This window comes from Micromonospora sp. DT229 (assembly GCF_049844505.1).
Classification (GTDB): Bacteria; Actinomycetota; Actinomycetes; order Mycobacteriales; family Micromonosporaceae; genus Micromonospora.
The window spans coordinates 196,366-221,733 of sequence record NZ_JBNCLD010000009.1; the positions used below are offsets into that span (position 1 = coordinate 196,366).

The 25,368-nt window shown below is 70.1% G+C and carries 28 protein-coding genes; 16 read left to right on the plus strand and 12 right to left on the minus strand.

The features are described 5' to 3' along the window. Positions 1-10: 10 nt before the first annotated feature. The 3 genes from ACLQ2T_RS17045 to ACLQ2T_RS17055 form a co-directional block, all read right to left on the minus strand. On the minus strand, positions 11-799 hold the full coding sequence (locus ACLQ2T_RS17045) for a tyrosine-type recombinase/integrase (RefSeq protein WP_425767231.1): 789 nt from the start codon (positions 797-799) through the stop codon (positions 11-13). Positions 800-1,201: 402 nt separating this feature from the next. Further along, on the minus strand, positions 1,202-1,846 hold the full coding sequence (locus ACLQ2T_RS17050; protein ID WP_425767233.1) for an RloB family protein: 645 nt from the start codon (positions 1,844-1,846) through the stop codon (positions 1,202-1,204). Then, a complete protein-coding gene (locus tag ACLQ2T_RS17055; RefSeq protein ID WP_425767235.1) occupies positions 1,846-3,141 on the minus strand; it encodes an AAA family ATPase in 1,296 nt (431 codons plus the stop codon). Before ACLQ2T_RS17055 ends, ACLQ2T_RS17050 begins: the two co-directional genes overlap by 1 nt. Positions 3,142-3,758: 617 nt before the next feature. Here ACLQ2T_RS17055 and ACLQ2T_RS17060 point away from each other — a divergent pair. Next, positions 3,759-4,079, plus strand: coding sequence for a hypothetical protein (locus ACLQ2T_RS17060; RefSeq protein ID WP_425767354.1), 321 nt, complete (start codon positions 3,759-3,761; stop codon positions 4,077-4,079). Here the strand turns inward: ACLQ2T_RS17060 and ACLQ2T_RS17065 are convergent. Together ACLQ2T_RS17065 and ACLQ2T_RS17070 are read right to left on the minus strand one after the other, a co-directional pair. Continuing rightward, positions 4,056-4,532, minus strand: coding sequence for a type II toxin-antitoxin system VapC family toxin (locus ACLQ2T_RS17065; RefSeq protein WP_425767237.1), 477 nt, complete (start codon positions 4,530-4,532; stop codon positions 4,056-4,058). The genes ACLQ2T_RS17060 and ACLQ2T_RS17065 overlap by 24 nt on opposite strands. Beyond that, positions 4,444-4,641: a hypothetical protein gene (locus tag ACLQ2T_RS17070; protein ID WP_425767356.1), complete on the minus strand. Its 198-nt coding sequence runs from the start codon at positions 4,639-4,641 to the stop codon at positions 4,444-4,446. The genes ACLQ2T_RS17065 and ACLQ2T_RS17070 overlap by 89 nt, the downstream gene beginning before the upstream one ends. Before the next feature lie 220 nt (positions 4,642-4,861). On the opposite strand from ACLQ2T_RS17070, the gene ACLQ2T_RS17075 reads away from it, so the two are divergent. Next, positions 4,862-4,987: a hypothetical protein gene (locus tag ACLQ2T_RS17075; RefSeq protein WP_425767239.1), complete on the plus strand. Its 126-nt coding sequence runs from the start codon at positions 4,862-4,864 to the stop codon at positions 4,985-4,987. A 19-nt stretch (positions 4,988-5,006) separates the two neighbouring features. On the opposite strand, the gene ACLQ2T_RS17080 is transcribed toward ACLQ2T_RS17075, so the two are convergent. Both ACLQ2T_RS17080 and ACLQ2T_RS17085 read right to left on the minus strand, forming a co-directional pair. Further along, a complete protein-coding gene (locus ACLQ2T_RS17080; RefSeq protein WP_425767241.1) occupies positions 5,007-5,558 on the minus strand; it encodes a GNAT family N-acetyltransferase in 552 nt (183 codons plus the stop codon). 81 nt (positions 5,559-5,639) lie between these two features. Continuing rightward, positions 5,640-5,906 (minus strand): hypothetical protein, encoded by a 267-nt coding sequence (locus ACLQ2T_RS17085; RefSeq protein ID WP_425767358.1) that lies wholly within the window; start codon positions 5,904-5,906, stop codon positions 5,640-5,642. Between the two features lie 4 nt (positions 5,907-5,910). On the opposite strand from ACLQ2T_RS17085, the gene ACLQ2T_RS17090 reads away from it, so the two are divergent. The 8 genes from ACLQ2T_RS17090 (at position 5,911) to ACLQ2T_RS17125 (ending at position 12,109) form a co-directional block, all read left to right on the plus strand. Next, positions 5,911-6,081, plus strand: a complete 171-nt coding sequence (locus ACLQ2T_RS17090) for a hypothetical protein (protein WP_425767366.1) — start codon at positions 5,911-5,913, stop codon at positions 6,079-6,081. A gap of 727 nt (positions 6,082-6,808) precedes the next feature. After that, positions 6,809-7,906: a septum site-determining protein Ssd gene (gene ssd, locus ACLQ2T_RS17095; protein WP_327023198.1), complete on the plus strand. Its 1,098-nt coding sequence runs from the start codon at positions 6,809-6,811 to the stop codon at positions 7,904-7,906. Beyond that, positions 7,903-9,156, plus strand: a complete 1,254-nt coding sequence (locus ACLQ2T_RS17100; protein ID WP_425767244.1) for a TadA family conjugal transfer-associated ATPase — start codon at positions 7,903-7,905, stop codon at positions 9,154-9,156. The genes ssd and ACLQ2T_RS17100 overlap by 4 nt, the downstream gene beginning before the upstream one ends. Then, positions 9,153-10,337 (plus strand): type II secretion system F family protein, encoded by a 1,185-nt coding sequence (locus ACLQ2T_RS17105; RefSeq protein ID WP_425767246.1) that lies wholly within the window; start codon positions 9,153-9,155, stop codon positions 10,335-10,337. The genes ACLQ2T_RS17100 and ACLQ2T_RS17105 overlap by 4 nt, the downstream gene beginning before the upstream one ends. Continuing rightward, positions 10,337-11,206, plus strand: coding sequence for a type II secretion system F family protein (locus tag ACLQ2T_RS17110; RefSeq protein ID WP_425767248.1), 870 nt, complete (start codon positions 10,337-10,339; stop codon positions 11,204-11,206). The genes ACLQ2T_RS17105 and ACLQ2T_RS17110 overlap by 1 nt, the downstream gene beginning before the upstream one ends. Before the next feature lie 32 nt (positions 11,207-11,238). Continuing rightward, entirely contained in the window at positions 11,239-11,397 is a 159-nt protein-coding gene (locus ACLQ2T_RS17115) for a DUF4244 domain-containing protein (RefSeq protein ID WP_013731057.1), read from the plus strand. Further along, positions 11,394-11,762, plus strand: coding sequence for a TadE family type IV pilus minor pilin (locus ACLQ2T_RS17120; protein ID WP_425767250.1), 369 nt, complete (start codon positions 11,394-11,396; stop codon positions 11,760-11,762). The genes ACLQ2T_RS17115 and ACLQ2T_RS17120 overlap by 4 nt, the downstream gene beginning before the upstream one ends. After that, the gene (locus ACLQ2T_RS17125; protein ID WP_425767252.1) at positions 11,759-12,109 is read left to right on the plus strand and encodes an Rv3654c family TadE-like protein; all 351 of its coding nucleotides are present in this window, start codon (positions 11,759-11,761) and stop codon (positions 12,107-12,109) included. Before ACLQ2T_RS17120 ends, ACLQ2T_RS17125 begins: the two co-directional genes overlap by 4 nt. A 55-nt stretch (positions 12,110-12,164) precedes the next feature. Here ACLQ2T_RS17125 and ACLQ2T_RS17130 read toward each other — a convergent pair whose 3' ends face one another. The 4 genes from ACLQ2T_RS17130 to ACLQ2T_RS17145 all read right to left on the minus strand — a co-directional run bounded on the left by ACLQ2T_RS17130 (position 12,165) and on the right by ACLQ2T_RS17145 (position 16,108). Continuing rightward, complete coding sequence (locus tag ACLQ2T_RS17130; RefSeq protein WP_425767254.1) at positions 12,165-12,581, minus strand: hypothetical protein; 417 nt, start codon at positions 12,579-12,581, stop codon at positions 12,165-12,167. A gap of 101 nt (positions 12,582-12,682) precedes the next feature. After that, positions 12,683-13,261, minus strand: coding sequence for a hypothetical protein (locus tag ACLQ2T_RS17135; RefSeq protein ID WP_425767256.1), 579 nt, complete (start codon positions 13,259-13,261; stop codon positions 12,683-12,685). A gap of 92 nt (positions 13,262-13,353) precedes the next feature. Beyond that, positions 13,354-13,560 (minus strand): hypothetical protein, encoded by a 207-nt coding sequence (locus ACLQ2T_RS17140; RefSeq protein WP_425767258.1) that lies wholly within the window; start codon positions 13,558-13,560, stop codon positions 13,354-13,356. Between the two features lie 115 nt (positions 13,561-13,675). Next, a complete protein-coding gene (locus ACLQ2T_RS17145; protein ID WP_425767260.1) occupies positions 13,676-16,108 on the minus strand; it encodes a DEAD/DEAH box helicase in 2,433 nt (810 codons plus the stop codon). 142 nt (positions 16,109-16,250) lie between these two features. Here ACLQ2T_RS17145 and ACLQ2T_RS17150 point away from each other — a divergent pair, with 142 nt between their 5' ends. From ACLQ2T_RS17150 to topA, 6 genes are all read left to right on the plus strand, one after another. Continuing rightward, positions 16,251-16,592 carry an STAS domain-containing protein gene (locus ACLQ2T_RS17150; RefSeq protein WP_131307231.1) on the plus strand — a complete coding sequence of 114 codons (342 nt, stop codon included), beginning with the start codon at positions 16,251-16,253 and terminating at the stop codon, positions 16,590-16,592. Further along, positions 16,592-17,026 carry an ATP-binding protein gene (locus ACLQ2T_RS17155; RefSeq protein ID WP_425767263.1) on the plus strand — a complete coding sequence of 145 codons (435 nt, stop codon included), beginning with the start codon at positions 16,592-16,594 and terminating at the stop codon, positions 17,024-17,026. Before ACLQ2T_RS17150 ends, ACLQ2T_RS17155 begins: the two co-directional genes overlap by 1 nt. Positions 17,027-17,348: 322 nt before the next feature. After that, entirely contained in the window at positions 17,349-19,730 is a 2,382-nt protein-coding gene (locus ACLQ2T_RS17160) for a sodium-translocating pyrophosphatase (protein WP_425767265.1), read from the plus strand. 121 nt (positions 19,731-19,851) lie between these two features. Continuing rightward, positions 19,852-20,394 carry a hypothetical protein gene (locus ACLQ2T_RS17165; protein ID WP_425767267.1) on the plus strand — a complete coding sequence of 181 codons (543 nt, stop codon included), beginning with the start codon at positions 19,852-19,854 and terminating at the stop codon, positions 20,392-20,394. Next, positions 20,385-21,104: a hypothetical protein gene (locus ACLQ2T_RS17170; RefSeq protein WP_425767269.1), complete on the plus strand. Its 720-nt coding sequence runs from the start codon at positions 20,385-20,387 to the stop codon at positions 21,102-21,104. The genes ACLQ2T_RS17165 and ACLQ2T_RS17170 overlap by 10 nt, the downstream gene beginning before the upstream one ends. Positions 21,105-21,416: 312 nt before the next feature. Further along, the gene (gene topA, locus ACLQ2T_RS17175) at positions 21,417-24,257 is read left to right on the plus strand and encodes a type I DNA topoisomerase (protein WP_425767271.1); all 2,841 of its coding nucleotides are present in this window, start codon (positions 21,417-21,419) and stop codon (positions 24,255-24,257) included. Between the two features lie 63 nt (positions 24,258-24,320). Here topA and ACLQ2T_RS17180 read toward each other — a convergent pair whose 3' ends face one another. Next, complete coding sequence (locus tag ACLQ2T_RS17180) at positions 24,321-25,268, minus strand: DUF559 domain-containing protein (protein WP_425767273.1); 948 nt, start codon at positions 25,266-25,268, stop codon at positions 24,321-24,323. Positions 25,269-25,368 lie beyond the last annotated feature (100 nt).

Consider the following 25,368-nt stretch of genomic DNA (forward strand, 5'->3'; position numbering starts at 1 on the left):
GAACGAGTATTCATATCGCGTACGACCCGCAGACTCTCGGCGGTTGCACCCCCCGTGACCGCTGAGCAGGTTCGGCTCGACCCCCCCGGAGCCGAACCTCGACGACCCCCGTCTCCCCCCGACGGGGGTCGTCCCTTTCCCCTTCCATTGCAGTCCCAGGTGACAGCGAGTCTCCTGAGTCGGTCAGGTCGGGCGACGGGTGGAAAGTCAGCGAATCGTCAGCGAACGTCAGCCGGACCCGGTCGGCGTAGTCCTCGGGTGTGTGCGTGTACCGGTCCAGCGTCGTGGACGCCTTTTCGTGCCCCACCACGTTGACCGGCACCCCGTCCGTCACCAGCCATGTCATGTACGAGTGCCGCAAATCGTGGAAGCGCAGCCCGCCGACCGCCGACGCCGCAACCTGAGCCACGGCCGCCGCCTCCGTCGTTAACTCCGCCCGCTGCTCCCGGCCGTTGCGTTCCGGCCACGAGGCGCCCCAACGGCCCGGCGCCATTTCGGACACGCGACCGAGTAGCCCGGCCCGCACCAGCGACGGCAGCCACACTCGCCGCCGGAAGTCCGACCGCCGTTGCGGCCCGCCGTCCCGGTCGGCGAAGACCAGCGCCCGCCCGTCCGGCGCCGCCTTGCCACGCCGCCGCAACTCGTCGACGAGGAAGGGCGGCATTGGCACCGTCCGCAAGCCGGCCCGACTCTTCGGGTAAGCCCGCAGCACGATCCCGCTGTGCGTCTCCACCGCCACTTGGGCGACATGCAGCAGTCCTCGGTCGAGGTCGACCGCTCCCACGGCAGGCCGGCGCACTCACCCCAGCGCACCCCGCCCCGGCGGCAGCAAACACGATCGCTCGATGCTTTGCCGGGACAGCGGGCAACAGCCGGCGGAAGAACGCCTCCCGGCTGATCATGGTCGAACGAACCTCGACCGCCCGGTTGCGAGGCACCCGCACCCCTTCGCACGGGTTCACCGGATGACCCGCGCCCGGACGCTGTCTGCATGACCATGGAGAGCATGCCGAGATGCTTCGCGTGGTCGACGGCGCCAAGGTCCGGCTGAGGGGACGGCAACGGCCCCCGATCAGCATTTCTGCTGGTCAGGGGCTGTTGGTGCACCTGGTGGCGGGTAGAGGATTCGAAACCGCTGTAGCTTTCGCGACGGATTTACAGAACCCTGCGAGCTTTCGCTCGACGAAGATAGTCCGGAGATTCAAGATGAGCCTGGCGTCGTCACGGTCAAGATGAGTCGGTGCATTCCTGATGATGGATTGTTGTGAGGGAAGGCGGTGCCATCATTAGCGTGCCGTCGATCTAGAGCAACAGCACGACGCGCCGCTAGCTGTCGGCTTGCCATATAGTCTGCCCCCTTGAGTCCTTTATCTAGCTGGCCATCGTGGGATCGTCGAAGCCGGCGAGCGACCTCGTTATCGAGCCATGCCGTGTGGTTCCGGAAATGCAGCACTAGCCACAGCTCAAAGCATGGGTTCGATACCGCCAAGTTGATGCCATTCCTGTTGGCGAGATCCATAGCCTCGCGCAAGCCTGGGTGGTTTCTCGGCCACTCTACATCAAAGACGCACCAGAACTCATCGATCTCTCCCTCTTCCCGGGCTGCCTTTTCCTTAGCACTGATGGCCATTCGGACGAGTGTTAGAGGAACTGATCCGTATCCGTGAGTCTCGATTCTCAGATCCACAGCTGCTGTCTCTCGAACCGCAGGATCCCGCTTCAAGGCTTCAAGGTATTCTGGCTCGGTTCGTTCGCCCTCGCAGAATACCGCAATTGTCTTGCGCGGCCTGCGAACGCCGACCTTGCGCTTCAGGGATGCTGGTCTGTATTGGCCGCCGCGTCCCATCAGTGCGCCTCTGGGAGAAGGCCCAACGCGCGCCGCAAGATGTGTTGATCGAACTCGGGGACTGCGCCGAAGCGGCCTTGAAGGTACGCCTTCTCAAGGTTGAGTGATCTCCGCACCTTGTCGCCGCCGTATTCGGCTAGTGCCGTGAGTGATGTGGATCCACCCGAGTCCTTCTCGGTCAGCCAAACTTCATCCCTATTTAGGTGGTTCAACAGGCTCGTGTCGTGTGTCGTAAAGATCAACTGAGCACCACGGGGGTTAGTCTCAGGATCTTGGAAGAGCTCGAGGAGCCTTGCGGAGAGCTTGGGGTGCAGGCTGGCGTCAATCTCATCGAACAATAGGGTCTGGCCTGTTTGCAGTGCTCGCACCGTAGGTCCAATTAGCCGGAACCAAGTTTGGGTACCCTCGGACTCTTCAAAAAGATCGAAAGGCAGATGTTGGCCTGCAACTTTATGAATGAGTCGTAGGTGGCGCCTCGGTTCTCCCATGCCTGTGGTCTCGGTGATAGCCTCCTCGACGATCTGGACGTCATCGATTCCTAGGTCGGCAAACCGTAGAAGTGCTAGTGCCGACTCTCTGCTACCAAGGCGGTCGCCTTCAAGTTCGTCGAATAGTGGCAATTGGTTTGAGTCGTTGTCGAAGAACATTCTCTCGGTGGAGTAGCGCCGAGCGTGGGGGGGTGCCAGGTACCGACGGATGCGTCCGAACGGCCGGCGTCGAATGCCCAACACGCCGATGTTCGCGAGAGTCCGGCCGAACGACCGAACGTCTGGATCATCGAATCGCATTGCGGCCGAAAGTGCCAAGGTGGTCGGTGTCAGTAGTTCACGTGTTCCTGAAAGAACACCCAGCCCTCGCCTGAAGTGAACATCCATGCCGTCGCGTTCGAAGAGAGACCGTCGCCGTCGCTCCGGAAAGCTGTAGAGGCCCTCAAATATCACCTCTGAGTCAGAGACCATCGCCCTATAGGTGTACCGGACTCCGTGAACCATCATCTCTACTTCGAAAGATGAATCCTGAGCCGGTCCATCGCCAAACTTAAAGGGCTCGCGGGGGATGAACTCGTCCCAGCCCTTCAGTGAAGTGCTAACAGCGTCCGAAAGCCACGCCAGGGCGTCTAGGACATTAGACTTTCCGGAAGCGTTTGGCCCATATATGCCGGCAACCGTCAGCACCTGCTCGGTGAGCAGTTCGAAGGGTCGCGCTGCTGGCCGATCCTCATCAACGGCGATCATGGACAGTTCCACCGGCTCGTAGATGGACCGGTGGTTGGAGACCTCGAATCGCAGGAGCATGCTCTCGTCTCCTTACGCCTGTGCTGCATTCTGAGGACACTGTACGTCAAGATCTTACGGAAATGGGGGTGAAGCTGCACTCGCCGAGCGTGCAGCTCCCTGCTCCTAGCGCGGGACGGAGGTTATGGGGCGGAGACCAGGTGCTGTCCGAAGTCGGGGGCCGCCTTGTGAGTTCGCGTCGCCCGAGCTACGGAGAGGAAGAGGATCGCTGTACAGCCAAGCCCAGCGGCGGACACAGTCCAGGGCCGGCGGTAGGCGACACGGCGAGCAGGCGAGCGGCGGTCACAGACGCTGACCGGCAGCTTGATCTTTGCAAGGCAACGCCGCAGGGTGTGTGCGACGCGCTGCGGACTGCCCTGCGGCCGTCCTCGGGCACCCGCAGCGCGTCATCTGAAAGTCAGCGAACGCCGTACCGCGCAGCCCGACTCGATCATGTTCGACGGCACGACCACAGCGTCTGACCATGCGGCACGGCACTCGATCACACTCGTTGCTACGTCAGGTCACTTTCCCCGCGACGGGGGTCGTCCCTTTGGTGGGTAAGCGCTACCCCGCAGGTCATAGCTCGTCTCCGCTCCCGTCAGCGCCCCTCGTCGCAAGAAGTCCTCGCCGGACTCATCGGCCGTACCGCCGACTGGCTCGGCAAAGTCGAGAACAACCGGATCGACCTGGACCGCCTGTCCGTCGTCAAGGCCCTCGCCGAAGCCCTCGACATCTCCCTCGGCGAACCCACGCTGCTCGACTGGACCATCGACAGCGGCACCCAGACCATCGCCGCCCTGATGGACTACCGCGTCCTCGCCCCGTTCGGCGGCAGCACTGCCGCGCCGCTGCGCGGCTTGCCACCGGCTGTGTGGCTTCGGCTGGCTGCCGGCCACCAGGACCAGCCACCCGCGTTTGGTCACGGGCCGAAGCTACGAGACGTCGAAGAGGCGTAGGCCTTCGTACTCGGCGAAGTCGGCGTAGTCCTTGCCGTTGAAGGTCGCAAGCGGTAGCCGGTCGACCAGGCAGCAGGCCGCGATCCAGGAGTCGTTCGTCGGACGTGGACGCCCTCGGTGGTGGGCCCGTGCCTGGAGCTGACCCCAGGTCGTCGCCACCGCCTCGTCGAAGGGCAGCAGCACCACGTGGGATCGCCACTGCGCGAGGTCAGCCAACTTGCGTGGCCCCCAGCTCCGCAGCACGGTCCACTTGGTCAGCTCCCCGAGCGTGACGAACGTGATGCACAGGGTGTTACCGGCCAGTCGGTCATGTAGCCGACCCTCAGGATCGCCGACGCGACGTCGGTGTCCAGGACGACCAGGCTCACGCGGCGCTGGCCCGCCGAGAGGCGTAAAGGTCGGCGAGGAAGTCGTCCAACTCCTCGTCGGACTCGAACAGGTCCGGCCGGGCAAGGTCGTCAACGGAGGCGACCGGCCGCACGCCCTGACGGCGGGCCAACTCCTCCGCCGGCACGTGCTCAGCGGTCGGCCACTCGGGTGTCCGCTCGGCGTTGCTCGACATCACGACCAACCTCCTCGACCACATACCGTCACTAATTGTCGCACGGTCAGCACCGGCACCACCGCCACTCGGGCGCGCGGAAAGCCGGCGACACGGTAAGCCACCCCCTCGGCCGGCCGAGTCGCCAGCAGGCCCACGGGGACAGCATGGACCCACCTAAGTGAGGCACGATCTGCGTCATGGTGGGCCTGAGATCGGTGGCTCCGATCTTCCTGTGCTGGTGGATCGGCTCGGACCCGGCTCGCGGCGGCAACAGACCCTGCCGATGTACGTGATGGTGGGCTGGCTGTCGACGGTGGCGTGCGCCCTCGTCGTCGTACTCAATTTGCCGGACCCACACGACTGACTGCTCGTGGCCGATGGCGTTACCGGCGGTCCTGCTGCGGTGGGACAGTAGGTCGGCTGGAGTTGGCGAGGTCGATGCGCCAGTTGTTGCTGCGCATCAGGTGGCCGCTGCCCGGCGGGTACTCGAAGTCGCAGGGGCCGAGGAGGGTGAAGCCGAGGCGGTGGCAGAGCGTGTTGGAGGGGGCGTTCTCGACCGAGGGGAATGCGTGCAGGCTGTGGGGTGCGTCGCAGTGGCGGGCGATCTCGCGGACGATGGTGATCAGGGCGGTGCCGGCTGCGGTGGCGATGCCTCGACCCTGGTAGGGCGGTAGGACGTTCCAGCCGGTCTCGTAGATCTGCTCGCCCTGCCAGTCACGCTGGTGGTAGGCGATGCTGCCGACCATGTCGTCGCCAAGCAGTACGGCGAACATGCGGCCGCGGCCGGTTACCGGCATCGCGAGGTATCGGCGGTGCCGGGCGAGTAGCTGCTCCTCCCGCTCGATACCGCCGACATGTCGACGCATCTGCGGGGTGTTGATCCGGCGCAGGAGGTCGAGTGCGGATTCCGACCAAGGTTCGAGACGAACGTCCATGCCACGCAGCCTGGCAGCCTCCGGGATCGTCAAGTACCTCATTTTCGACCGGGGCAGTGGTGACCGACTGCGATGCAGGCCCTAGCGGACCACGGCGCGGGCGGGGGTGGCGGTGGGCTCGAAGCAGACCAATGCCCTACCTCGGCCACCGGTCACCACCCACGGATGCCCGACATAGGTGTGCTGCCGGTACGAGGCCGACGGTTGGAGGACTGCGTAGTGGCGTCGGTGGCCCTGGTAGTCCAGCCAGTGGATGGTCACCGGATGCGACCTGTGGTTGACGAACTCGATGCTGGTTTCCGAGCCACCGCTGACGGACCGCAGACCCCGCTCCCGCGAGGGTGGCAATGGGGTGAGTTCTCGCGGCTCGGCCGGACGAGGGCTCGACGTCGGTCGTACCGTCCGGCTCGGCGAGGTGCTCGGTCTGGCGCTGGGAGAGGCCGGTCTGGCGCTGGGGGCAGCCAGGCTGGTCCTGGTCGCCGACGGCGAGGGCGACGGCGGGCGGGTGGGTGAGGACGCCTGACTGGGCGGGGTCGGGCGGGTGGAGGAGACCCCGGCTACGGAGGACGAAGCCTGCGGGGCGGAGGGGGTCAGGGTGCCGGGGGGTGACCAGGGCAGGTCGGGGGCATGAGGCCAGCCGAGCCGGCCGGGCGGAGTGGGCGGTTCGGCGGTCGGTGACGGCGGGGTGGTCGGCCAGAGTGCGGTCAGCAGGAGGCCGAGCACGGCGGTACCCACACCCGCCAGCATCAGCCGGTGGGAGCGGCGGCCGGTGGGTTGCGGTGTCGGATCGGCTGCCAGGACGACCGGCTCGGGTACGAGTGGTGGTGGCCGGTCGTCGGCGAAGTCCGGGCTGGCCGACAGGGTGGTCCTGACCGGGGTGACGGGAAGTGCCGGCGGCATGGTGTCCGAGTCGGGATCGGGCAGCCAGGGACCGATCCGAAGCCGAGGTTGTCTGCGTACGTGGTCGTGATCTGGTGACTGTGTCATGACCCCGATCCGGCGAGGATTGCCGTCCCGCCGACGGCAGCGGAGACCGATTATGCGTGGTTCATGTCACTCCTGACCATGATGGAGTGACCGATGTAGACACTCGGTGAGCGCTCGACAACACATAGCAGATCAACAGGTCTGGTGGGCGTTGTCCACAGAAGGGTTGGTTATCCACAGGGCGGGCGTTCGGGGCGGTTTCGGGGGCGTCACGGCAGGCATGGTTCGGCACAGCGAACCCGCGCTGACCGTTGGAGGCCGCGATGCCGTCCCGTACCTCCGTTCCGCCGCCCCGGAGACCGCCGTTGGTGGTCACCGCCGACGGTGACCTGCTCGATGACCTGCTTCGACTCGCCGCTGCAGGCGCCGTCGAGGTGGAGGTCGCCGCTGATCCGGCCGCCGCGCGTACCCGATGGCAACCGGCTCCGCTGGTGCTGGTCGGTACCGACCAGGCCCAACCCTGCCTGCGGGCGCGGCTGCCCCGACGGTCCCGGCTGGTGCTCGTCGGTCGGGCCGAGGACCTCGATCCCGGGTGGCAGGTCGCGGACCTGCTCGGCGCGGAACATGTGGCCGTGCTGCCGGCGGCCGAGCCGTGGCTGGTCGACCGGTTCGCCGAATGCGGCACCGATGGTGATGCGCAGGCCCGGGTGGTCGCCGTGGTGGGTGGGCGCGGCGGCGGTGGGGCGAGCATCCTGGCGGGCGGGCTGGCGGTCACCGCCGCCCGAGGTCGGTTGCGGACCCTGCTGCTCGACGCCGACCCCCTTGGCGGGGGTCTGGACCTGGTTCTCGGCTGGGAGCAGTTGGAGGGGCTGCGGTGGCCGGCGCTGTCCGGGGCCGACGGTCGGGTGGACCCACCGGCCCTGGTGCGGGCCCTGCCCAGCCGAGGCGACCTGGTGGTGCTCTCCTGGGACCGGGGCGATCCGGTGGCCGTGCCGGCCGAGGCCATGGCCTCCACCCTGGATGCGGCCCGACGAGGCCGGGACTTCGTCGTCGTCGACCTGCCCCGGCATTTCGACGACGCGGCCGTCACCGCCTTGCAGGCGGCCGATCGGGTCTTCGTGGTGGTGCCCGCCGAACTCCGGGCCACGGCCGCCGCCGCCCGGGTGGTGTCGGTGGCCGCACCGCACTGCCAGGACCTGTCGGTCATCGTCCGTGGGCCGGCCCCCGGGCGACTGCGCGCAGCGGAGGTGGCTCGGGCCCTGGGGCTGCGACTGGCCGGGACTCTGCGCCCCGAGCCGGGCCTGTGTCGCGGGCTTGAGCGGGGCGAGGCCCCGGCGGCCGGTGGGCGCGGCCCACTGGCGGAACTCTGCCAGCGGATCGTCGCCGACCTGACCGGCCGTACCGTCACGGGTGCGGCATGACCGGTCAGCCGCTGGTGGCCCGGGTCCGGCAACGGATCGCCGCCGCCACCACGCCGGTCACCCCGGCCACGATCGTCTCGGCGGTACGTGCCGAGGCCGACCCTGCCGTCCTCGGCGACAACGCCCTGCTGCGGATGGCCGACCAGGTGCGCGACGACCTGGTCGGGGCGGGCCCGCTCGCCCCGCTGCTGGCGGACCCGGAGGTGACCGATGTACTGGTCAACGGCACCCGGGTGTGGGTCGACCGGGGGCAGGGGCTGTACCAGGTCCCGGTGCCGATAGGCACTGTGGACGATGTCCGTCGGCTCGCGCAGCGGCTGACCGCCGGTGCCGGTCGCCGTCTCGATGACGGCTCACCCTGCGCGGACGCGCGGCTGGCCGACGGCACCCGGTTGCACGCCGTACTGCCGCCGGTGGCGACCGACGGCCCGTACCTGTCGCTGCGGACCTTCCGGCAGCGGCCCTTCACCCTGGACGAGTTGGTGGCGCAGGGCGCCGTGCCCCGCCCGGCCGCGTCGCTGCTCGCCGCCGTGGTGGCGGCCCGGCTGGCCTACCTGGTGATCGGTGGGACCGGGTCCGGCAAGACGACCCTGCTGAACACCCTCCTCGGACTGGTGCCGGCCACCGAACGGATCGTGCTGGTCGAGGACGCCGCGGAACTACGGCCGTTGCATCCACATGTCGTCGGGTTGCAGGCGCGTACGGCGAACGTGGAGGGCCGTGGCAGTGTCGGCCTGAGTGAACTGGTCCGGCAGGCGTTGCGGATGCGACCGGATCGTCTGGTGGTGGGCGAGTGTCGAGGCGCAGAAGTCGTTGATCTTCTTGCCGCACTGAACACGGGCCACGACGGTGGCGCCGGCACCCTGCACGCCAACGCCCCGTCGGACGTGCCGGCCCGGTTGGAGGCCCTGGGCCTGCTCGGCGGGCTACCCCGTCCGGCGTTGCACGCCCAACTGGCCGCGGCCCTTCAGGTGGTCGTCCAGATCCGGCGTACGACGCGGGGGCGGGCGTTGGAGTCGGTCTGCCTGCTGCTGCCCGAGGGGCCCGAGCGGCTGGTCAGGGCGGTGCCGGCCTGGGTTCGCGGCCAGGGTGTCGGCCCGGCGGGACCAGCGCTGGCTGCTCTGCTCCGCGACCGGGAGGTGCCGGTGCCGCCGATCCTGGAGGAACCTCCGTCCAGGTCCCTGGGGGAGCGCCTCGGGCCGAGTGCGGTGACGCCGCAGGAGGCGACGAAGCCCGGAGCAGCGGCATGAGCGACAGGTACTGGTGGTTGCTGGCGCTGCTGGGCCTGTTCGTCGTTGCGGCGCTGCCGGTTCGCAGGCTGATCACCCGAGCCGCCAGGTCCAGCCGGACGGAGGGCGAGGCGCTGGTCGACTGGATCGTCACCCTGCGAGAGGCGGGGGAAGGGCCACTGACCCAGCCTTCCACGACTCGACCGGTCGGGCGCGAATGTGCCGTCCGTCAGCCGGCCGCCCTCCGCGCGGCGCCCGCCGGAGCCCCGGCCCCGACCCGCCCGCCGCAATGGCGGGGAAGCCGACGCCCGCCGACCTCAAGCCGTACCCCCTTCGTGCCTGGCGGTTCCGAGGTGGGCCTTACCGACCCGGCGACCGACGAGGCCCGGCCGGTGTCCAGCCCACTGGTTCGGACCGTCGCCACGGAGACCTCCCGCTGGTCCGGGTTACCACGGCGCTACCTGCTTGTTCTTCTGTTGCTCGGCGCGGGGGTGTCCGGGTTGCTCGCCGGGCCGGTGGCGGCGGTGGCCTGTGGCGGGTACGGCGCGCTGGGCGTGCGGGCGTGGCACCGACACGGTGCGGAGGCTCTCCGGGTCCGGACGCGGCATGAGCGGTTGGACCAGTTGTGCGCCCTGGCGGCCGACCTCAGGGCCGGACTGCCGGTGCCGGTCGCCGCCGAGGCCTTGGGCCTCGCCCCGGTGCCGACCACCCCTCGGGTCCTGGCGGCCAGCGCGCCCGCAGCCGGGTCGACGGCCGGAAGTCAGCGAGGGTGGCGGACCGGCGACCCGGGTGAGTCCGCCGTGCCCGGGGGCCGGTCTTCGGACGGTCTCTCCCGGGCGGCGAGCCGCGTTGCCGTGCCGGACCGGCCGGGGCAGTTGGCCCAGGCGGCGGTGCGGCTCGCCGAGCGTACGGGGGCGCCGCTGGCCGATCTGATCGAGCGGATCGAAGCCGATGCCCGCTCCGCCGACCGGGGAGTGGCCGCTGCCGCCGCGCAGGCGGCAGGTGCCCGCGCGACTGCCTGGCTGCTGGCTGCCCTGCCGCTGGGTGGCATCGGCCTGGGCTACGGCATCGGGGTGGACCCGCTCCAGGTGCTGCTGCACACCCCGATCGGTGCCGGGTGCGCGGCTGCCGCCATCGCCTTGCAGGTGATCGGGCTGCTCTGGGCGGACCGCCTAGGCACGGTCGCGGACGGGGCAAGCTGATGTCCGCCATCACCCTGGCAGTGGGTTGCCTGGCCGGGGCTGTGCTGCTCGCCGTGGTGGCCGTCGGCCGGCGACGTCCCCGCCGACGACTACGCCGGTTGACCGACTCCCCGACGGCCGACCCCGTCGTCGGCCGGGCCCGCTTCCGTCGGGGCCGGGCACCCGGTCGGGGTACCGGCGACGGCGCTGGCCGGGGCTCGGTCGGCCATGCCGCCCGAGAATCCGGCGGCGATGGCACCGGTACGTCCACCAGCCCTCGCAGCGGCCTCAGCCGCCGACTGGACCGCATTCGCCTTGCCGCAGCCCTGGCCGGGGTGGCCGTGGCGGTACTGGTCGAAGGCTGGCTCGGCCTGCTGGTCGGGTTGCTCGTCACGGTGCTGCTGGATCGACTGCTCCGGCGGATCGAGCCTCCTGCCGTCCGGAACCGGCGGCTGCGGGCCGCTGCGGATCTGCCGCTGGCCGCCGATCTGATGGCGGCGGCCCTGCGGGCCGGCGCTCCGGTGGAACGGTGCGTCATCGCGGTGGCCGACGCCCTTGGCGGCCCGTTGGCCGACCACCTGCGACGGGTCGGCCGGACGCTGCAACTCGGCGGGCTGCCGCAGGAGGCCTGGTCGCATCTGGCCGCGGTGCCGGGTGGGCAGCGGGTGGCCACCGCCGCCGTTCGCTCGGCCAGCAGCGGGGCTGCCCTGGCCGGGGCCCTGACCCGGCTAGCGGATGACCTGCGTGCCGACCGCGTCACCACGATCGAGGCGGCTGCCCGCCGCTCGGGGGTGCTGATCGTGCTGCCCCTGGGCCTGTGTTTCCTGCCCGCCTTCATTCTCGCCGGCCTGGTGCCGGTGATCGTCGCCGTGCTCGGCGACGTGCTGTGAATCCATCGAGAAGGGACGACCAAGTGCGCACAATGCTCGCCCGCCTGCGCGGGGACGCCGGTATGAACACCGCGGAGTACGCCGTCGGAACGCTAGCGGCGGTGGCCTTCGGCGGCATCCTGCTCAAGGTGCTGACCTCCGACAGCGTGCAGTCGGCGTTGGCGGCCGTCATCGACCGGGCGCTGAAGTGACCGGGCGCCGGCTGGCCGGTCGTGACCGAGGCTCCTTCACCGCCGAGATGGCGGCCGGCCTGCCGGCGCTGCTGCTGTTCCTGCTCACCGGCCTGACCGCCGTCAACGCGGTCAGTACCAGATCGGCCTGTCTGGATGCGGCCCGGGAGGCGGCCCTGGCGGCCTCCCGGGGCGGGGACGGCACACATGCCGGCAGTCGATACGCACCACCGGGTGCGACGGTGACCGTGGTGGTGGAGGGCGACCTGGTCCGAGCGACTGTCCGCGCCCCGGTACGGGTTCTCGGCGGCGACCTCCCGGTGATCACCGTGGTGGGCGGAGTGGTGGCGGTCGCCGAGCCGGGCGTACCGGAGCCGCAACCATGAGGGACAGGGATCGTGGCGGGGCCACCATCTGCCTGTTGGCGGCGGGGCTGGTGTTCGTCCTGGCCGGCCTGTTCGGTGCCGGGGTCGGCGCCGCCCGGATGGCTCGCCAGCAGGCCCGGGTAGCCGCCGACTTCGGTGCCCTGGCCGGGGCCGCCCGGGCCCTTCAGGACGAGCCGACGGCGTGCGCCCGGGCTGCCGAGATCGTCGCCGTGAACGGTGCCCGGTTGGTGCGGTGTCACCTCGACGGGCTCGACCTCCTGGTCACCGCCGAGCTGACCATGGAGCCGCTGCCCGGACTACGCCGGGTGGCCACGGTGACCTCCCGAGCCGGGCCGCTGCGCGGCTGATCACCGCTGCCCCGGCCGGCACCGCGGATACCTCGGTCCCGACCGGAGGCAGGGGTCAGCTCAACCGGCTCAGACCGTCGGTGATCGCCGTACGAAGTTGGTTGCCGTACGCGTCCGCCGGCAACGCGGTGACGTGCTCGGCCGCTCGCTCGAAGGCGGCGCGTGCGGCGGCGGGCTCGCCCAACCGTTCGTGCGCCATCGCCAGGCTCACGTGCAGCGATGGGTACAGGGCGCTGACTCTGGTGTCGCCGACCGCGTCGGCCTGCCGCAGTGCCTCCTGGTTCCAGCGCAGGACCTCCCGCGGGTCGTCCTGTTGCCGGGCCAGGTAGTGCGCCGCGACGCAGGCGTCATAGCTGTCGGTACGCCTGGACCAGGCCTGCTCGAACAACCCCCGCGCGTCGGCCGGTCGGCCCTCCGCCTCCGCCCGCATCCCCTCCTGGCACAGCTTGAGCACCGGATTGTCGAGGTCCATAGCCGCTCCTGTTGATCGCCGACTGGCTGATCCGACGATCCTCAGGGCTCAACCAAGGTGAGGATCAAGCGGCAGCGACGAAGGAGCCGCCCCGGGAACGGTCAGCGACTCTGGAGGGCGTCCAGCGCGATCGCCATGGCGATCACCAGGCGACGGTCGATCTGCGGGTGCTGGATCTGGACCACGTAACGGTCGCGCAGACCCCACTTCTTGATCACCGAGAAGATCGGCTGGCCACCGGCGACGAAGTCGAAGTGGTAGGGCAGCCAGGACAGCGAGTCGACGAAGCGGCGCAGCAGGGCCACCGGCATGCTGCGTTCCTGGCCGGTGACGGCGGGCAGGCCGGCCTGCTCGACATGCCAGGTGGACCGGAGCAACGACTGCGCGAAGTCCTTGCGGAACAGGCCGATCGGGTTGCCGGTGTGGTCGGTGACGTCGTACGTGGCGGCCAGGTCGAGGCGCTGGCGGGCCTTGAACCCGAGCAGTGGGTGCTGCTTCGAGTCGTCGGTGTAGATCGTCACCTGCTCCTTGAAGGCGAGCCGCTTCTGCTGGGCGAACGCCAGCAGACCGCCCTCGGTGCCGTCCGGGGCCACGCTGTGGACCTCGTACTGGTTGACCATGAGGCGGATGCGTTGGCGGACGTGGAACTGGTGCTGCGACTGCAGGCTGTCGAGCTGCATGAATTCTCCTCAACTCTGATGCGCCGGAGTGTCGCACAGCCCGGCAACGGTGCCGTTGAGCGGGCACGATGCGGACGGCGTCGAGGAGCGGGTCAGCGGACCCCGTCGACGGCCGATCGGTGGGTCATGTTGGTGAGCAACTGCTGGATGGTACGCAGCCGCTCGTTGATCTGATCCAGCCGTTCGGCCTGCGCCAGGGTGGCGAGCGCCGTGCTCAGGGCGATCTGCTGATCGACACTGAGCTTCTCCTGGTCGATGGTGTAGAGCAGGTCGACGGTCTCGGCGATGGTGTCGGCCACGGCCCCTCCTCACGTACGCGGGCAAAACAGCGAGCGGCGAGCGCAGCTCACAACAGGCATCGATGGAAGCGCTCCCACAGTTCTTGCCCGTACACCTGGCGTTTTATGCCTGGTGTCAGTGCGGCAGGTTGGCCAGCACCACGTCGAGCACCCGGACGGCACCCGGCTTGGACAGCGGGTTGTTGCCGTTGCCGCACTTGGGCGACTGCACGCAGGAGGGGCAGCCGGTCTCGCAGCCGCACTCGTTGATGGCGTCCCGGGTGGCCGTCAACCAGGCGGCGGCCGTGCCGTACGCCCGCTCCGCGAAACCCGCCCCGCCAGGGTGACCGTCGTAGACGAAGACCGTCGGGGCCTCGGTGTCCGGATGCATCGCGGTGGACAGCCCGCCGATGTCCCACCGGTCGCAGGTGGCCAACAGCGGCAGCAGCCCGATTCCGGCGTGCTCGGCGGCGTGCAGGGCCCCCGGCACCTCGGCCGGTTCCACCCCGGCGGCGGCCAGCGACTCCGGCGAGAGGGTGAACCAGACCGCGACGGTACGCAGTTCCCGGGTCGGCAGGTCCAGCGGCCGGGTGTCGATCACCTCACCGGTGGAGAGGCGTCGCCGCTGGTACGACACCACCTGGCTGGTCACGTCCACCTCGCCGAGGAACAGCCCGACCGGCCCGGCGTCGACGTACGAGCGCACCGACACCACCGACAGGGAGGTGACGTCCCGCGCGTGGGTGGACCAGTCCGGCTCCTCGGGATGGACCAGTGCGCAGCCGTCCGCCAGGTCGAGGGTGTCGACCACGTAGGACACCCCCTGGTGCAGGTAGACCGCGCCGGGGTGCAGCAGGAAGTGTGACGAGCCGCCGTCCACGGTGCCGAGCAGCCGACCGGTCGCCGCCTCCACCACGCAGATCGGGGCACCCCCCTGGCCGCGCAGGTCCACCTCGGGCCGTTCCCGGTGCCGCCAGTACCAGCCGGTCGGCCGCTGCCGCAGGGCCCCCGCCTCCACCAGGGCCTCGACGGTCTCCTTGGCGCTGGCGCCGAAGAGTTCCAGATCGGCCACGGTCAGCGGAGCCTCGGCCGCCGCGCAGGCCAACTGGGGCCCGAGCACGTACGGGTTGGCCGGGTCGAGCACGGTGGCCTCCACCGGTGCGCCGAAGATCGCCTCCGGATGGTGCACCAGGTAGGTGTCCAGTGGATCGTCGCGGGCCACCAGCACCGCCAGGGCCTCCTGCCCGGAGCGTCCGGCCCGTCCGGCCTGCTGCCACAGCGAGGCCCGGGTGCCCGGGTACCCGCAGATCAACACGGCGTCTAACCCGACCAGGTCGACCCCCAACTCCAGGGCGTTCGTCGAGGCCAGGCCGAGCAGGTCGCCTTGGAGCAGAGCCCGCTCCAGGGCACGCCGTTCCTCGTGCAGGTAGCCGCCACGGTAGGCGGCCACCCGCGCGCCGAGCCCGGGCACCGCCTCGTCGAGGCTGCGCCGGGCGTTGGTCGCCACCACCTCGGCGCCCCGCCGGGACCGGACGAAGGCCAACGTACGCACCCCGGCGGCGACACTGTCCGCCAGCAGGTCGGCGGTCTCCCGCAGTGCCGACCGACGGACCTGGGTGAGGTCGAGGATCTCGGGATCGGCGGGTCGGGGGGTATCCGGAGCGCGGCGCGGCGCGGGCGCGGCGGCGGTGGGTGACGACGCGGCGGCCTCGGCGGGCAGCAGCGGAGGTTCCCAGAGCGCGAAGGTCACCCCGGCCCGGGGCGAGGTGTCCTCGGTGACCGCGGTCACCGGCAGGCCGATCAGCCGTCCGGCGGTGACCGCCGGGTCGCCCGAGGTCGCCGAGGCCAACACGAAGGTGGGGCCGGCGGAGTTGCCGTACCGGACACACTGCCGGCGCAGCCGACGCAGCACGTGGGCGACATGGGAGCCGAACACCCCCCGGTAGACGTGGCACTCGTCGATCACCACGTACCGCAGCCGGCGCAGGAATCCCGACCACTGGGCGTGGCCGGGCAGGACGCCGTGGTGCAGCATGTCCGGGTTGGTCAGCACGAACCGGGAGTGCCGGCGGATCCACTCCCGTTCGGCCCGTGGGGTGTCACCGTCGTAGCAGGCCGGGCGTACGCCCTCGATCTCCAGCTCGGCGACGGCGCGCAACTGGTCGGCGGCGAGGGCCTTGGTGGGTGCCAGGTAGAGCACGGTGGCGCGGGGGTCGGCGAGCAGGGTGGCCAGCGCGGGCAACTGGTACGCCAGGGACTTGCCGGAGGCGGTGCCGGTGGCCACCACAACATGCCGTCGGTCGTGGGCGAGTTCGGCCGCCTCGGCCTGGTGCCGCCAGGGCGCGGTCACCCCCCGCCGCGCGTACGCGGTGCGCAGTTCCTCCCCAACCCACTGCGGCCAGGGGGCCGGGGTCCCGGCCCGGGATGACACCCGTTGGACATGGGTGACCGGATCGACCGGGTGCCGTTGCCGCAACCGGCGTAGCAGGTCCCCGGGCGCGGTGACCGGAACCGGGACGGGGCCCGACTCAGGGCCCCGGCCGGCGGATACGCTGGCTGCCGAGGTCACGTCCTGCACTCTCGCACTGGTGTTCGGAAATGGGAAATTGGCGTGCCACTACGGTGAAAACCGATCCCGGTGAGTCGTCGGGTGGTCTCAGGGGTAGTGGTTAGATGCCCATGAAGCTTACGGCCGCGTCGAGGGAGGATCGATGGAGCTGTCGCTGGCGACCCGTACCGTGGGGGAGCACACGGTGCTCGAGGTCGGTGGTGAGGTGGATGTCTACACCGCCCCCCGGCTCCGCGAGCGGCTGCTCGAGCTGATCGACTCCGGTGCCCGGCATGTGGTGGTCGACCTGGGGCGGGTCGACTTCCTCGACTCCACCGGGCTGGGTGTGCTGGTCGGCGCGCTCAAGCGACTGCGTACGGCCGACGGCACCTTCGCCCTGGTCTGCGACAAGGAGCCGCTGCTCAAGATCTTCCGGATCACCGCCCTGGACCAGGTGTTCCCACTGCATCCCACGGTCGAAGCGGCGACCGGCGCTGGCGCGTGATGGCGACGGTACGGCTTTCCTTCTCCCCGGCGCCGGTGCATGTGCGTACCGCCCGTCTGGTCGGGGTGGCGGTCGCCCGCCGGGCGGGGATCCGCGAGGAGCTGCTCGACGAGGTGCGCCTGGCCATCGGTGAGGCGTGCACCCGGGCGGTGGCCCTGCACCGCCAGTACGGGCTGACCGAGCCGGTGCTGGTGGAGATGTCCGACTCCGGGGCGTACGCGGTGCGGGTGGTCGACCGGGCGCCGATAGAGGCGGGGATCGGCCTGGCCGCCCTGAACGCCGACCAGTTGGCCAACGAGTCCCTCAACGAGGACGACCTCACCACCGGAGTGGGCTTCGCCCTGCTCGCCGGGTTCGTCGAGGATCTCCAGGTGCGCCCGGTCGATGACGGCATCGGCACCGAGGTCCGGATGGTCTGGCCACTGACCCGCTAGTCGAATCGACCCGCTGGCCGCCGCCTTCCCTGAGCAGGGAATGCGGCGGCTTTGTCATGGATGGACCCCTATATCAGATTTAATCTCATAACACAGCGACGAAGATCATCGACATTGCCGGGCACCTCGCTGTGACCTCGAACACTGCGGAGGGCTAGAGTACGCGGGTTGTCAGCAAGTGATCCATCGGGCAGCCAGCGCAGCTGGGCGTGGAGGCGCTGGCTCGCCGAGGGCTGCTCAGCGCGCACTTGCGAATTCGCATCCAGGCGCAGGTCGGTGCGTCTCCACCGGCCGGCGCGTTGTTCGGCACAGGAGGACACAGATGTCCGACAGCTTGGCCGCCGAGGGCGGCGGCGCGATCTCCCTGACCGGAGCCAACGTCACGTACGTCGTCATGGCCGCGGTGATCGCGCTGGTCGCGCTCGCCTTCGCCGCCGCGTTGACGAAGACCGTGCTGGCCGCCGGCAAGGGCACCGAGAAAATGCAGGAAATCTCCGGGGCCGTGCAGGAGGGCGCCTCGGCCTACCTGTTCCGGCAGTTCCGGACCCTGGCGATCTTCGTGGTGATCGCCGTAGTACTGCTCTTCCTGCTGCCGGTGCACCAGACCGACGGCAACGAGACCGCGGTGAAGATCGGCCGTTCGCTCTTCTTCGTGGTCGGTGCCCTGTTCAGCGCCTTCATCGGCGGTGCAGGCATGTGGCTGGCCACCCGGGCCAACCTGCGGGTCGCCGCCGCCGCCCGGGAGCGGGAGGGCGGCCGGGAAGTGGCCATGAAGATCGCCTTCCGGACCGGTGGGGTGGTCGGGTTCCTCACCGTCGGGCTGGGCCTCTTCGGTGCCGCGCTGGTGGTGCTGATCTTCCGGGGTGACGCGCCGACGGTGCTGGAGGGCTTCGGCTTCGGCGCCGCCCTGCTGGCCATGTTCATGCGGGTCGGCGGCGGCATCTTCACCAAGGCCGCCGACGTCGGCGCCGACCTGGTCGGCAAGGTCGAGAAGGGCATCCCCGAGGACGACCCGCGCAACGCGGCCACCATCGCCGACAACGTCGGCGACAACGTCGGTGACTGCGCCGGCATGGCCGCCGACCTGTTCGAGTCGTACGCGGTCACCCTGGTCGCCGCGCTGATCCTGGGTCGCGCCGCCTTCGGCACCGACGGCCTGGTGCTGCCGCTGATCATCTCCACCATCGGTGTGCTGGTCGCCATCATCGGCGTCTTCATCACCAAGCTGCGTGCCTCCGACCGCAACGGGCTGACCGCCATCAACCGGGCCTTCTACCTGTCCGCGCTGATCTCGGCGGTACTGGTCGCGGTGGCCACCTTCGTCTACCTCCAGCCCTCCTGGGCCGCGCAGCTCGGCGACGACTGGCGGACCGCGCTCGGCGTGGACGGCGGCGACCCGCCGTTCGGCCCGCGTGGTGTGGTCATCGGCGCGGTCGTCATCGGCATCGTGCTGGCCGCCGCCATCCAGGCGCTGACCGGCTACTTCACCGAGACCAGCCGCCGTCCGGTGCAGGACATCGGCAAGAGCTCGCAGACCGGCCCGGCCACCGTCATCCTCGCCGGCATCAGCGTCGGCCTGGAGTCGGCGGTCTACTCGGCGCTGCTCATCGCCGCCGGTGTCTTCGGCGCCTTCCTGCTGGGTGGCGGCTCGATCACCCTGTCGCTGTTCGCCGTGGCGCTGGCCGGTACCGGTCTGCTCACCACCGTCGGCGTGATCGTGGCGATGGACACCTTCGGCCCGATCTCCGACAACGCCCAGGGCGTGGCCGAGATGTCCGGCGACATCGACGAGCACGGCGCCCGTACCCTCACCGAGCTGGACGCGGTGGGCAACACCACCAAGGCGATCACCAAGGGCATCGCGATCGCCACGGCCGTGCTGGCCGCGACCGCGCTGTTCGGCTCGTACACCGACACCCTGCGCATCGCGTACGCCGACGCCGGGGTGACCGACGTCGGTGCCGAGATCCTGAACGCGCTGAACGTGTCCAACCCGCAGAACCTGGTCGGCCTGATCATCGGTGCGGCGGTGGTGTTCCTCTTCTCCGGCCTGGCCATCAACGCGGTCTCCCGCTCGGCCGGTGCCGTGGTGATGGAGGTCCGCCGGCAGTTCCGTGAGCTGCCCGGGATCATGGACGGCACCCAGCGCCCGGAGTACGGCAAGGTCGTCGACATCTGCACCCGGGACGCGCAGCGCGAACTGCTGACCCCCGGCCTGCTGGCCATCCTGGCGCCGATCGCGGTCGGCTTCGGCCTCGGACCCGGCGCGCTGGCGTCGTACCTGGCCGGTGCGATCGGGGCGGGCACGCTGATGGCGGTCTTCCTGGCCAACTCCGGTGGCGCCTGGGACAACGCCAAGAAGATGGTCGAGGACGGCGCGTACGGCGGCAAGGGCTCCGACGCGCATGCCGCCACGGTCATCGGCGACACCGTCGGTGACCCCTTCAAGGACACCGCCGGTCCGGCCATCAACCCGCTGCTGAAGGTGATGAACCTGGTCTCGCTGCTGATCGCGCCGGCCGTGGTGGCCTGGAGCATCGGCGACGACCGCAACGTCGGCCTGCGGATCACCATCGCGGTGGTGGCGACGCTGATCGTGGTCGCGGCGGTGGTGTTCAGCAAGCGCAAGAGCATCGCCCTGGAGGAGGACTCCCCCAGCGGGCCGGGCACCGCGGACCCGCGTCCGGAGGAGATCAAGGCCTGACCCTGCGTTGAGCGTCACCGGTCCCCGGGCAGCGGCACCACGCCCGGGGACCGGTCGGCGCAGCGGGACCGGCACCGGTGAGGCGGTGCCGAGGGCAACAGGAGGCCGTACCCTGCAACGCATGCGTACGTGCCGGGCGGACGCCGCCAGAGCGGTGACGGTGGTCCTGGCCACGGTGGTCCTGCTGACCGGCTGCGGATCCGACGGTCCCAGCCCTCGGGCGTGGGCCGCCTCGGTGTGCTCGGCGTTGACCCCCTGGCGAGCCGAGATCAGCAAGCTGACCAGCAGCACCGACCAGCAGATGACCGCACAGACCACCCCCGCGCAGGCCAAGGAGAACCTGGTCCGACTCTTCGGTGGCGCCGAACAGGCCAGCGAGGACGCTCGTCGCAAGGTGGAGCAGGCCGGGGTGCCGGCGGTCGAGGACGGTGCGGAGATCTCCGAAGGGTTCCGGGCGTCCCTGGCGTCGATGCGGGACGCCTACGGCCGGGCCCGGAGCACGATCGACGGGCTGGGCACGGGTGAGGCCACCACCTTCTACGACGGCGTGCAGGCGGCGGTGGAGCGGCTGCAACAGGACTACGATGCCAGCGCCCTCGACACCAGCCGACTGAACTCGGAGGAGTTGAAGCGCGCCTTCGACGAGGTACCCGAATGCCATTGAGCGGTCCCGGTGAGACATCGGCGGCGCAACCGCTGCCGGTGTCCTTCCCGGTGCCTGCTGCGGCGCCACCGACACCCCGACGGGCCCGGGTACCGGCGGCCGAGCCCGACCAGGGCACCCCGGCCGGGGACCGGCAACTGGTCTTCTTCGGTGCGGAGACCGCCGAACCCTCGGTCGCCGACCTGGCCGGTCTGCTGGCCGGGCCGGGCGAGGTGCACCGGATGGGCGGCACGGCCCGGCTGTCGGTCGTGGTGGGGGCGGCCTGGCGGGTCCATGTGCTCGTCACCGAACTGGCCCAGCGGGGGGTCCGGGCCGCCTGGACCCCGACCGAGGATCGGCGGTACGCCGTGCGGACCGCGTACACCCGGGCGATCGTGCCGCTGGCAGCGGCCTGGCTGCGCGGTGGGACGCAGCAGCCACCGGCCGGTTTTCAACTGGACGGCCGGCGGCTGCGGCTCTGGCTGGCCACGGCCGGGGTGATCGACTCGCCGGACACCGTGGTGTTGCACCTCGGGGGCCTGGACCCGGGTCGCTGGGCGGTGGTCGGTGCGGCCCTGGTCGCCGCGGGGCTGGTCGGCGAACTGGTCGAGCCGGCGGCCGGCGGCCCCGCGTACCGGATCACCGGACGGCGGCGGGTGCTGCGGCTGGCGGAACTGGTCGGCGAACCCCCACCCGCAGCGCCGCCCGGAGCCTGGCCGGTCCGCGACTGATCGCCGCTGTCGGGCGGGTGACGGATGTCCGATCCGGGACAGCCCGGGGGCCAGCGCACGTCCGGAGAAACGGCCGGGTTTCACCTCCACCGAGGGGCTGCCATGGTCACAGTGGCACGCCTTTGACCCTACCCAGGGTGTACGGTGACGCCGTTCGGCGTGACCACGGATCGTCCCGAGCGGATTGCCGCCCGCGAAACCCGAACGACGGACGGCGCGTTACGTTGGACATCCGGACCGCCGGGTATCGGGGTCGGGCGTGCCCCGATCCGGACAGGCGCGGCCACGAGTGGGAATGAGGTCGAAACCGAAGTGCCGAGCAATGCTGGAACCACCCGTCTGGTCATCGTCGAGTCGCCGGCGAAGGCCAAGACGATCTCGGGCTACCTGGGCCCGGGGTACGTCGTGGAGGCCAGCTTTGGGCACGTCCGCGACCTGCCGCGCAACGCCGCCGACGTGCCTGCGAAGTACAAGGGCGAGCCGTGGGCCCGGCTCGGTGTCGACGTGGACAACGGCTTCCATGCCCTCTATGTCGTCTCCGCCGACCGCAAGCAGCAGATCAGCAAGCTGATCAAGTTGGCCAAGGAGGTCGACGAGATCTTCCTGGCCACGGATGAGGACCGTGAGGGCGAGGCGATCGCCTGGCATCTGGTGGAGACCCTCAAGCCGAAGGTGCCGGTCCGGCGGATGGTCTTCCACGAGATCACCAAGCCGGCCATCCAGGCCGCGGTGGCCAACCCGCGGGAGATCGACCGCAGTCTGGTCGACGCCCAGGAGGCCCGCCGCATCCTCGACCGGCTCTACGGCTACGAGGTCTCCCCGGTGCTGTGGAAGAAGGTCATGCCGAAGCTGTCGGCGGGCCGGGTGCAGTCCGTGGCGACCCGGATCGTGGTCGAACGTGAGCGGCAGCGGATGGCCTTCCGCACCGCGGAGTACTGGGACATCCTGGCCACCCTGGCGGTGGGGAAGGCCGGCGAGGGCCCGCGTACCTTCAACGCCACCCTGGTGGCCCTCAACGGTGATCGGATCGCCACCGGTAAGGACTTCGAGCCGACCACCGGCAAGGTGCGCGCCGGAGCGGGAGTCGTGCACCTGGACTCCAGCGGTGCCCGAGGGCTGGCCGCCCGCCTGGACGGGCGCCCCTTCACGGTCACCCGGGTCGAGGAGAAGCCCTACCGGCGCCGCCCGTACGCACCGTTCATCACCTCCACCCTCCAGCAGGAGGCGGCCCGCAAGCTGCGGTTCTCGTCGCAGCAGACGATGCGCACCGCGCAGCGGCTCTACGAGAACGGCTACATCACCTACATGCGTACCGACTCGGTGAACCTGTCGGAGACCGCCATCGCGGCGGCCCGCCGGCAGATCGTCGAGCTGTACGGTGAGCGCAGCGTGCCGCCGGAGCCGCGCCGCTACACCGGCAAGGTGAAGAACGCCCAGGAGGCCCACGAGGCGATCCGCCCGGCGGGGGACAACTTCCGCACCCCCGGTGACGTGGCCAAGGAACTGTCCGGCGAGGAGTACAAGCTCTACGAGCTGATCTGGCGGCGCACCATCGCCTCCCAGATGACCGACGCGGTCGGCTCCAGCGTCTCGGTGCGGATCCGGGCGACCACCACCGCCGGTGAGGAGGCCGACTTCGGCGCCACCGGCAAGACCATCACCGACCCGGGCTTCCTGCGGGCGTACGTCGAGTCCAGCGACGACGAGAACGCCGAGGCCGAGGACGCCGAGCGTCGGCTGCCCAACCTGGTCAAGGACCAGCCGCTGACCGCCGACGAGTTGGCCGCCCAGGGTCACCACACCCAGCCGCCCTCCCGCTACACGGAGGCGTCGCTGGTGAAGGCCCTGGAGGAGTTGGGCATCGGTCGTCCCTCCACGTACGCATCGATCATGCAGACCATCCAGGACCGGGGATACGTCGTCAAGCGCGGCCAGGCGATGATCCCGTCCTTCCTGGCCTTCGCGGTGATCGGGCTGATGGAGCGGCACTACCCGCGCCTGATCGACTACGACTTCACGGCCAGCATGGAGAACGAGCTGGACGAGATCGCCGGTGGCGACCACGCGGCGGTCGACTTCCTCACCGCGTTCTACTTCGGCACCACCAACGGCGCCGGTGACCAGGACATCGCCCGTTCCGGCGGGCTGAAGAAGTTGGTCACCGAGAACCTCAGCGACATCGACGCGCGTAGCGTCAACTCGATCCCGCTGTTCACCGACGAGGAAGGTCGCGAGGTGGTCGTGCGGGTCGGCCGGTTCGGGCCGTACCTGCAACGGGCGCTGCCCGGCGAGCAGCCCGCGCCGAAGGCGGAGGGCGAGGAGGGCGGCACCCCGGGCGACCGGGCGCCGATCCCCGAGGGACTGGCCCCCGACGAGTTGACCCCGGAGAAGGTGCACGAGCTGTTCCTCGGCGGTGGTGGCGAGCGCAAGCTCGGCGACGACCCGGCGACCGGGGAGCCGATCCTGCTCAAGTCCGGCCGCTTCGGCCCGTACGTGGCCAGTGGGGAACGCAAGTCCTCCCTGCTGCGTTCGCAGTCGCCGGATTCGCTGACCCTCGACGAGGCCCTCAAGCTGCTCAGCCTGCCCCGCCTGGTCGGGGTGGGACCCGACGGCGCCGAGGTGTTCGCCAACAACGGCCGCTTCGGCCCGTACGTCAAGCGGGGCGACGAGTTCCGTTCGCTGGACTCGGAAGACCAGATGTTCACCGTCACCCTGGACGAGGCGCTGACTCTGCTCAACACCCCGAAGGCCCGTCAGCGGCGGGCCGCCGCTCCACCCCTGCGGGAGATGGGCGCCGATCCGCTGACTGAGAAGCCGCTGGTCATCAAAGACGGCAGGTTCGGCCCGTACGTCACCGACGGGGAGACCAACGCCTCCCTGCGGCGCGGCCAGACCCCGGAGGCGCTGACCCTGGAGGAAGCCTCCGAGATGCTCGCCGAGAAGCGAGCAAAGGGCCCCGCCCCCAAAAAGGCCACCAAGAAAACCACCAAGGCGACCAAGACCACCGCAGCCAAGAAAACCACCAAGGCCGCCAAGTCCACCGCCACCAAGTCCACCGCCACCAAGTCCACCAAGGCTGCCGCTACCAAGGCCACCAAGGCCGCCCCCAAGAAAGCCGCCCCCAAAAAGGCGACCTCCGCGCGCCCCGAGTAACCCCGCCAGAAATCTTGGTACGAAAGCGCCCCTCGGAGGGCGGTTTCGTACCAAGATCTCGGGTCAGGGGCGCCAGCCGGCGGCGAGTAGGGCGGCGCGGAGTTGGGCGATGACCTCGGCGGGGTGGTGGCGGATTGCCCAGGCGGGGAAGCGGAGCACTCGGTCGCCGCTGCGCCACAGATCGTTCTGCCGGCGCATGTCCGCCCAGGCGGTGGCCGGATCGAGGTGCTGGCTGCCGTCGATCTCCACATGGACCCGCCACTCCTCGAACCAGGCGTCCAGGTAACGGCGCCGGCCGGCGGCGTCCCGGCGGACAGCCTGCCTGGTGGGCTCGGGCAGCCCGGCCCGCCTGACCAGTCGCAGGAAGTCGAGCTCGGGCAGCGAATGCGCACCACCTGCCGCATCGGCGGCGGTCTGCGCGATCAGGTCGCGGCGCCGGGCTCGCGGCAGGCGATCCAGCACCTGCCGTACGTCCTCACCAGCGACCAGGCGTTGCTGAAATCCGGCCGCGATGATCGCCCGAGCTTCCTGGTCACTCGGTGCCCACTGTGCCGCGTCCACCAACGATCGGGCCGGCATCGTCCGGCGGGGCTGCCCCACATCGAGGATGTCGGCGTCGGGCAGCAGGGTGGTGCGGTGCACGCGGATGCCGGGCGGCAGGGCCCGAGACTGTCGGCTCGCCGGCAGCAGGATGTGCACGAGTCCGTCGTCGTACCTGCGCAGGCCCCAGGCCCGCGCCGCACTCAACCCGCCTAGTACCGCCGCCGGACCGGCGGACAGAACGCCGATCCAGGGCAGTTGCACTGGTGCGATCGGGCCGTTGTGTGTGACATAGACAGCCCGGTGCACCTGCTGCCAGCGTCCCGAGGCGACCCGGTGCCGAATGGCCTTCGGCGACAGATGCCGCCGAGCCTGATCGAGACTGAGTACCTGCTCCTGATGAAACAACAACCACGTCAGCTCATCCGCCCCATCCCCCGGCAACCCCCACTGCTCACCCTGTCTCCGCACACCCCCACCCTGCCCACCCAGACCCTCGCCGCGTCGCCCCTGTGGACAGCCACGAGATCTTGGTACGAAGGTGCCCCTCGGAGGGCGATTTCGTACCAAG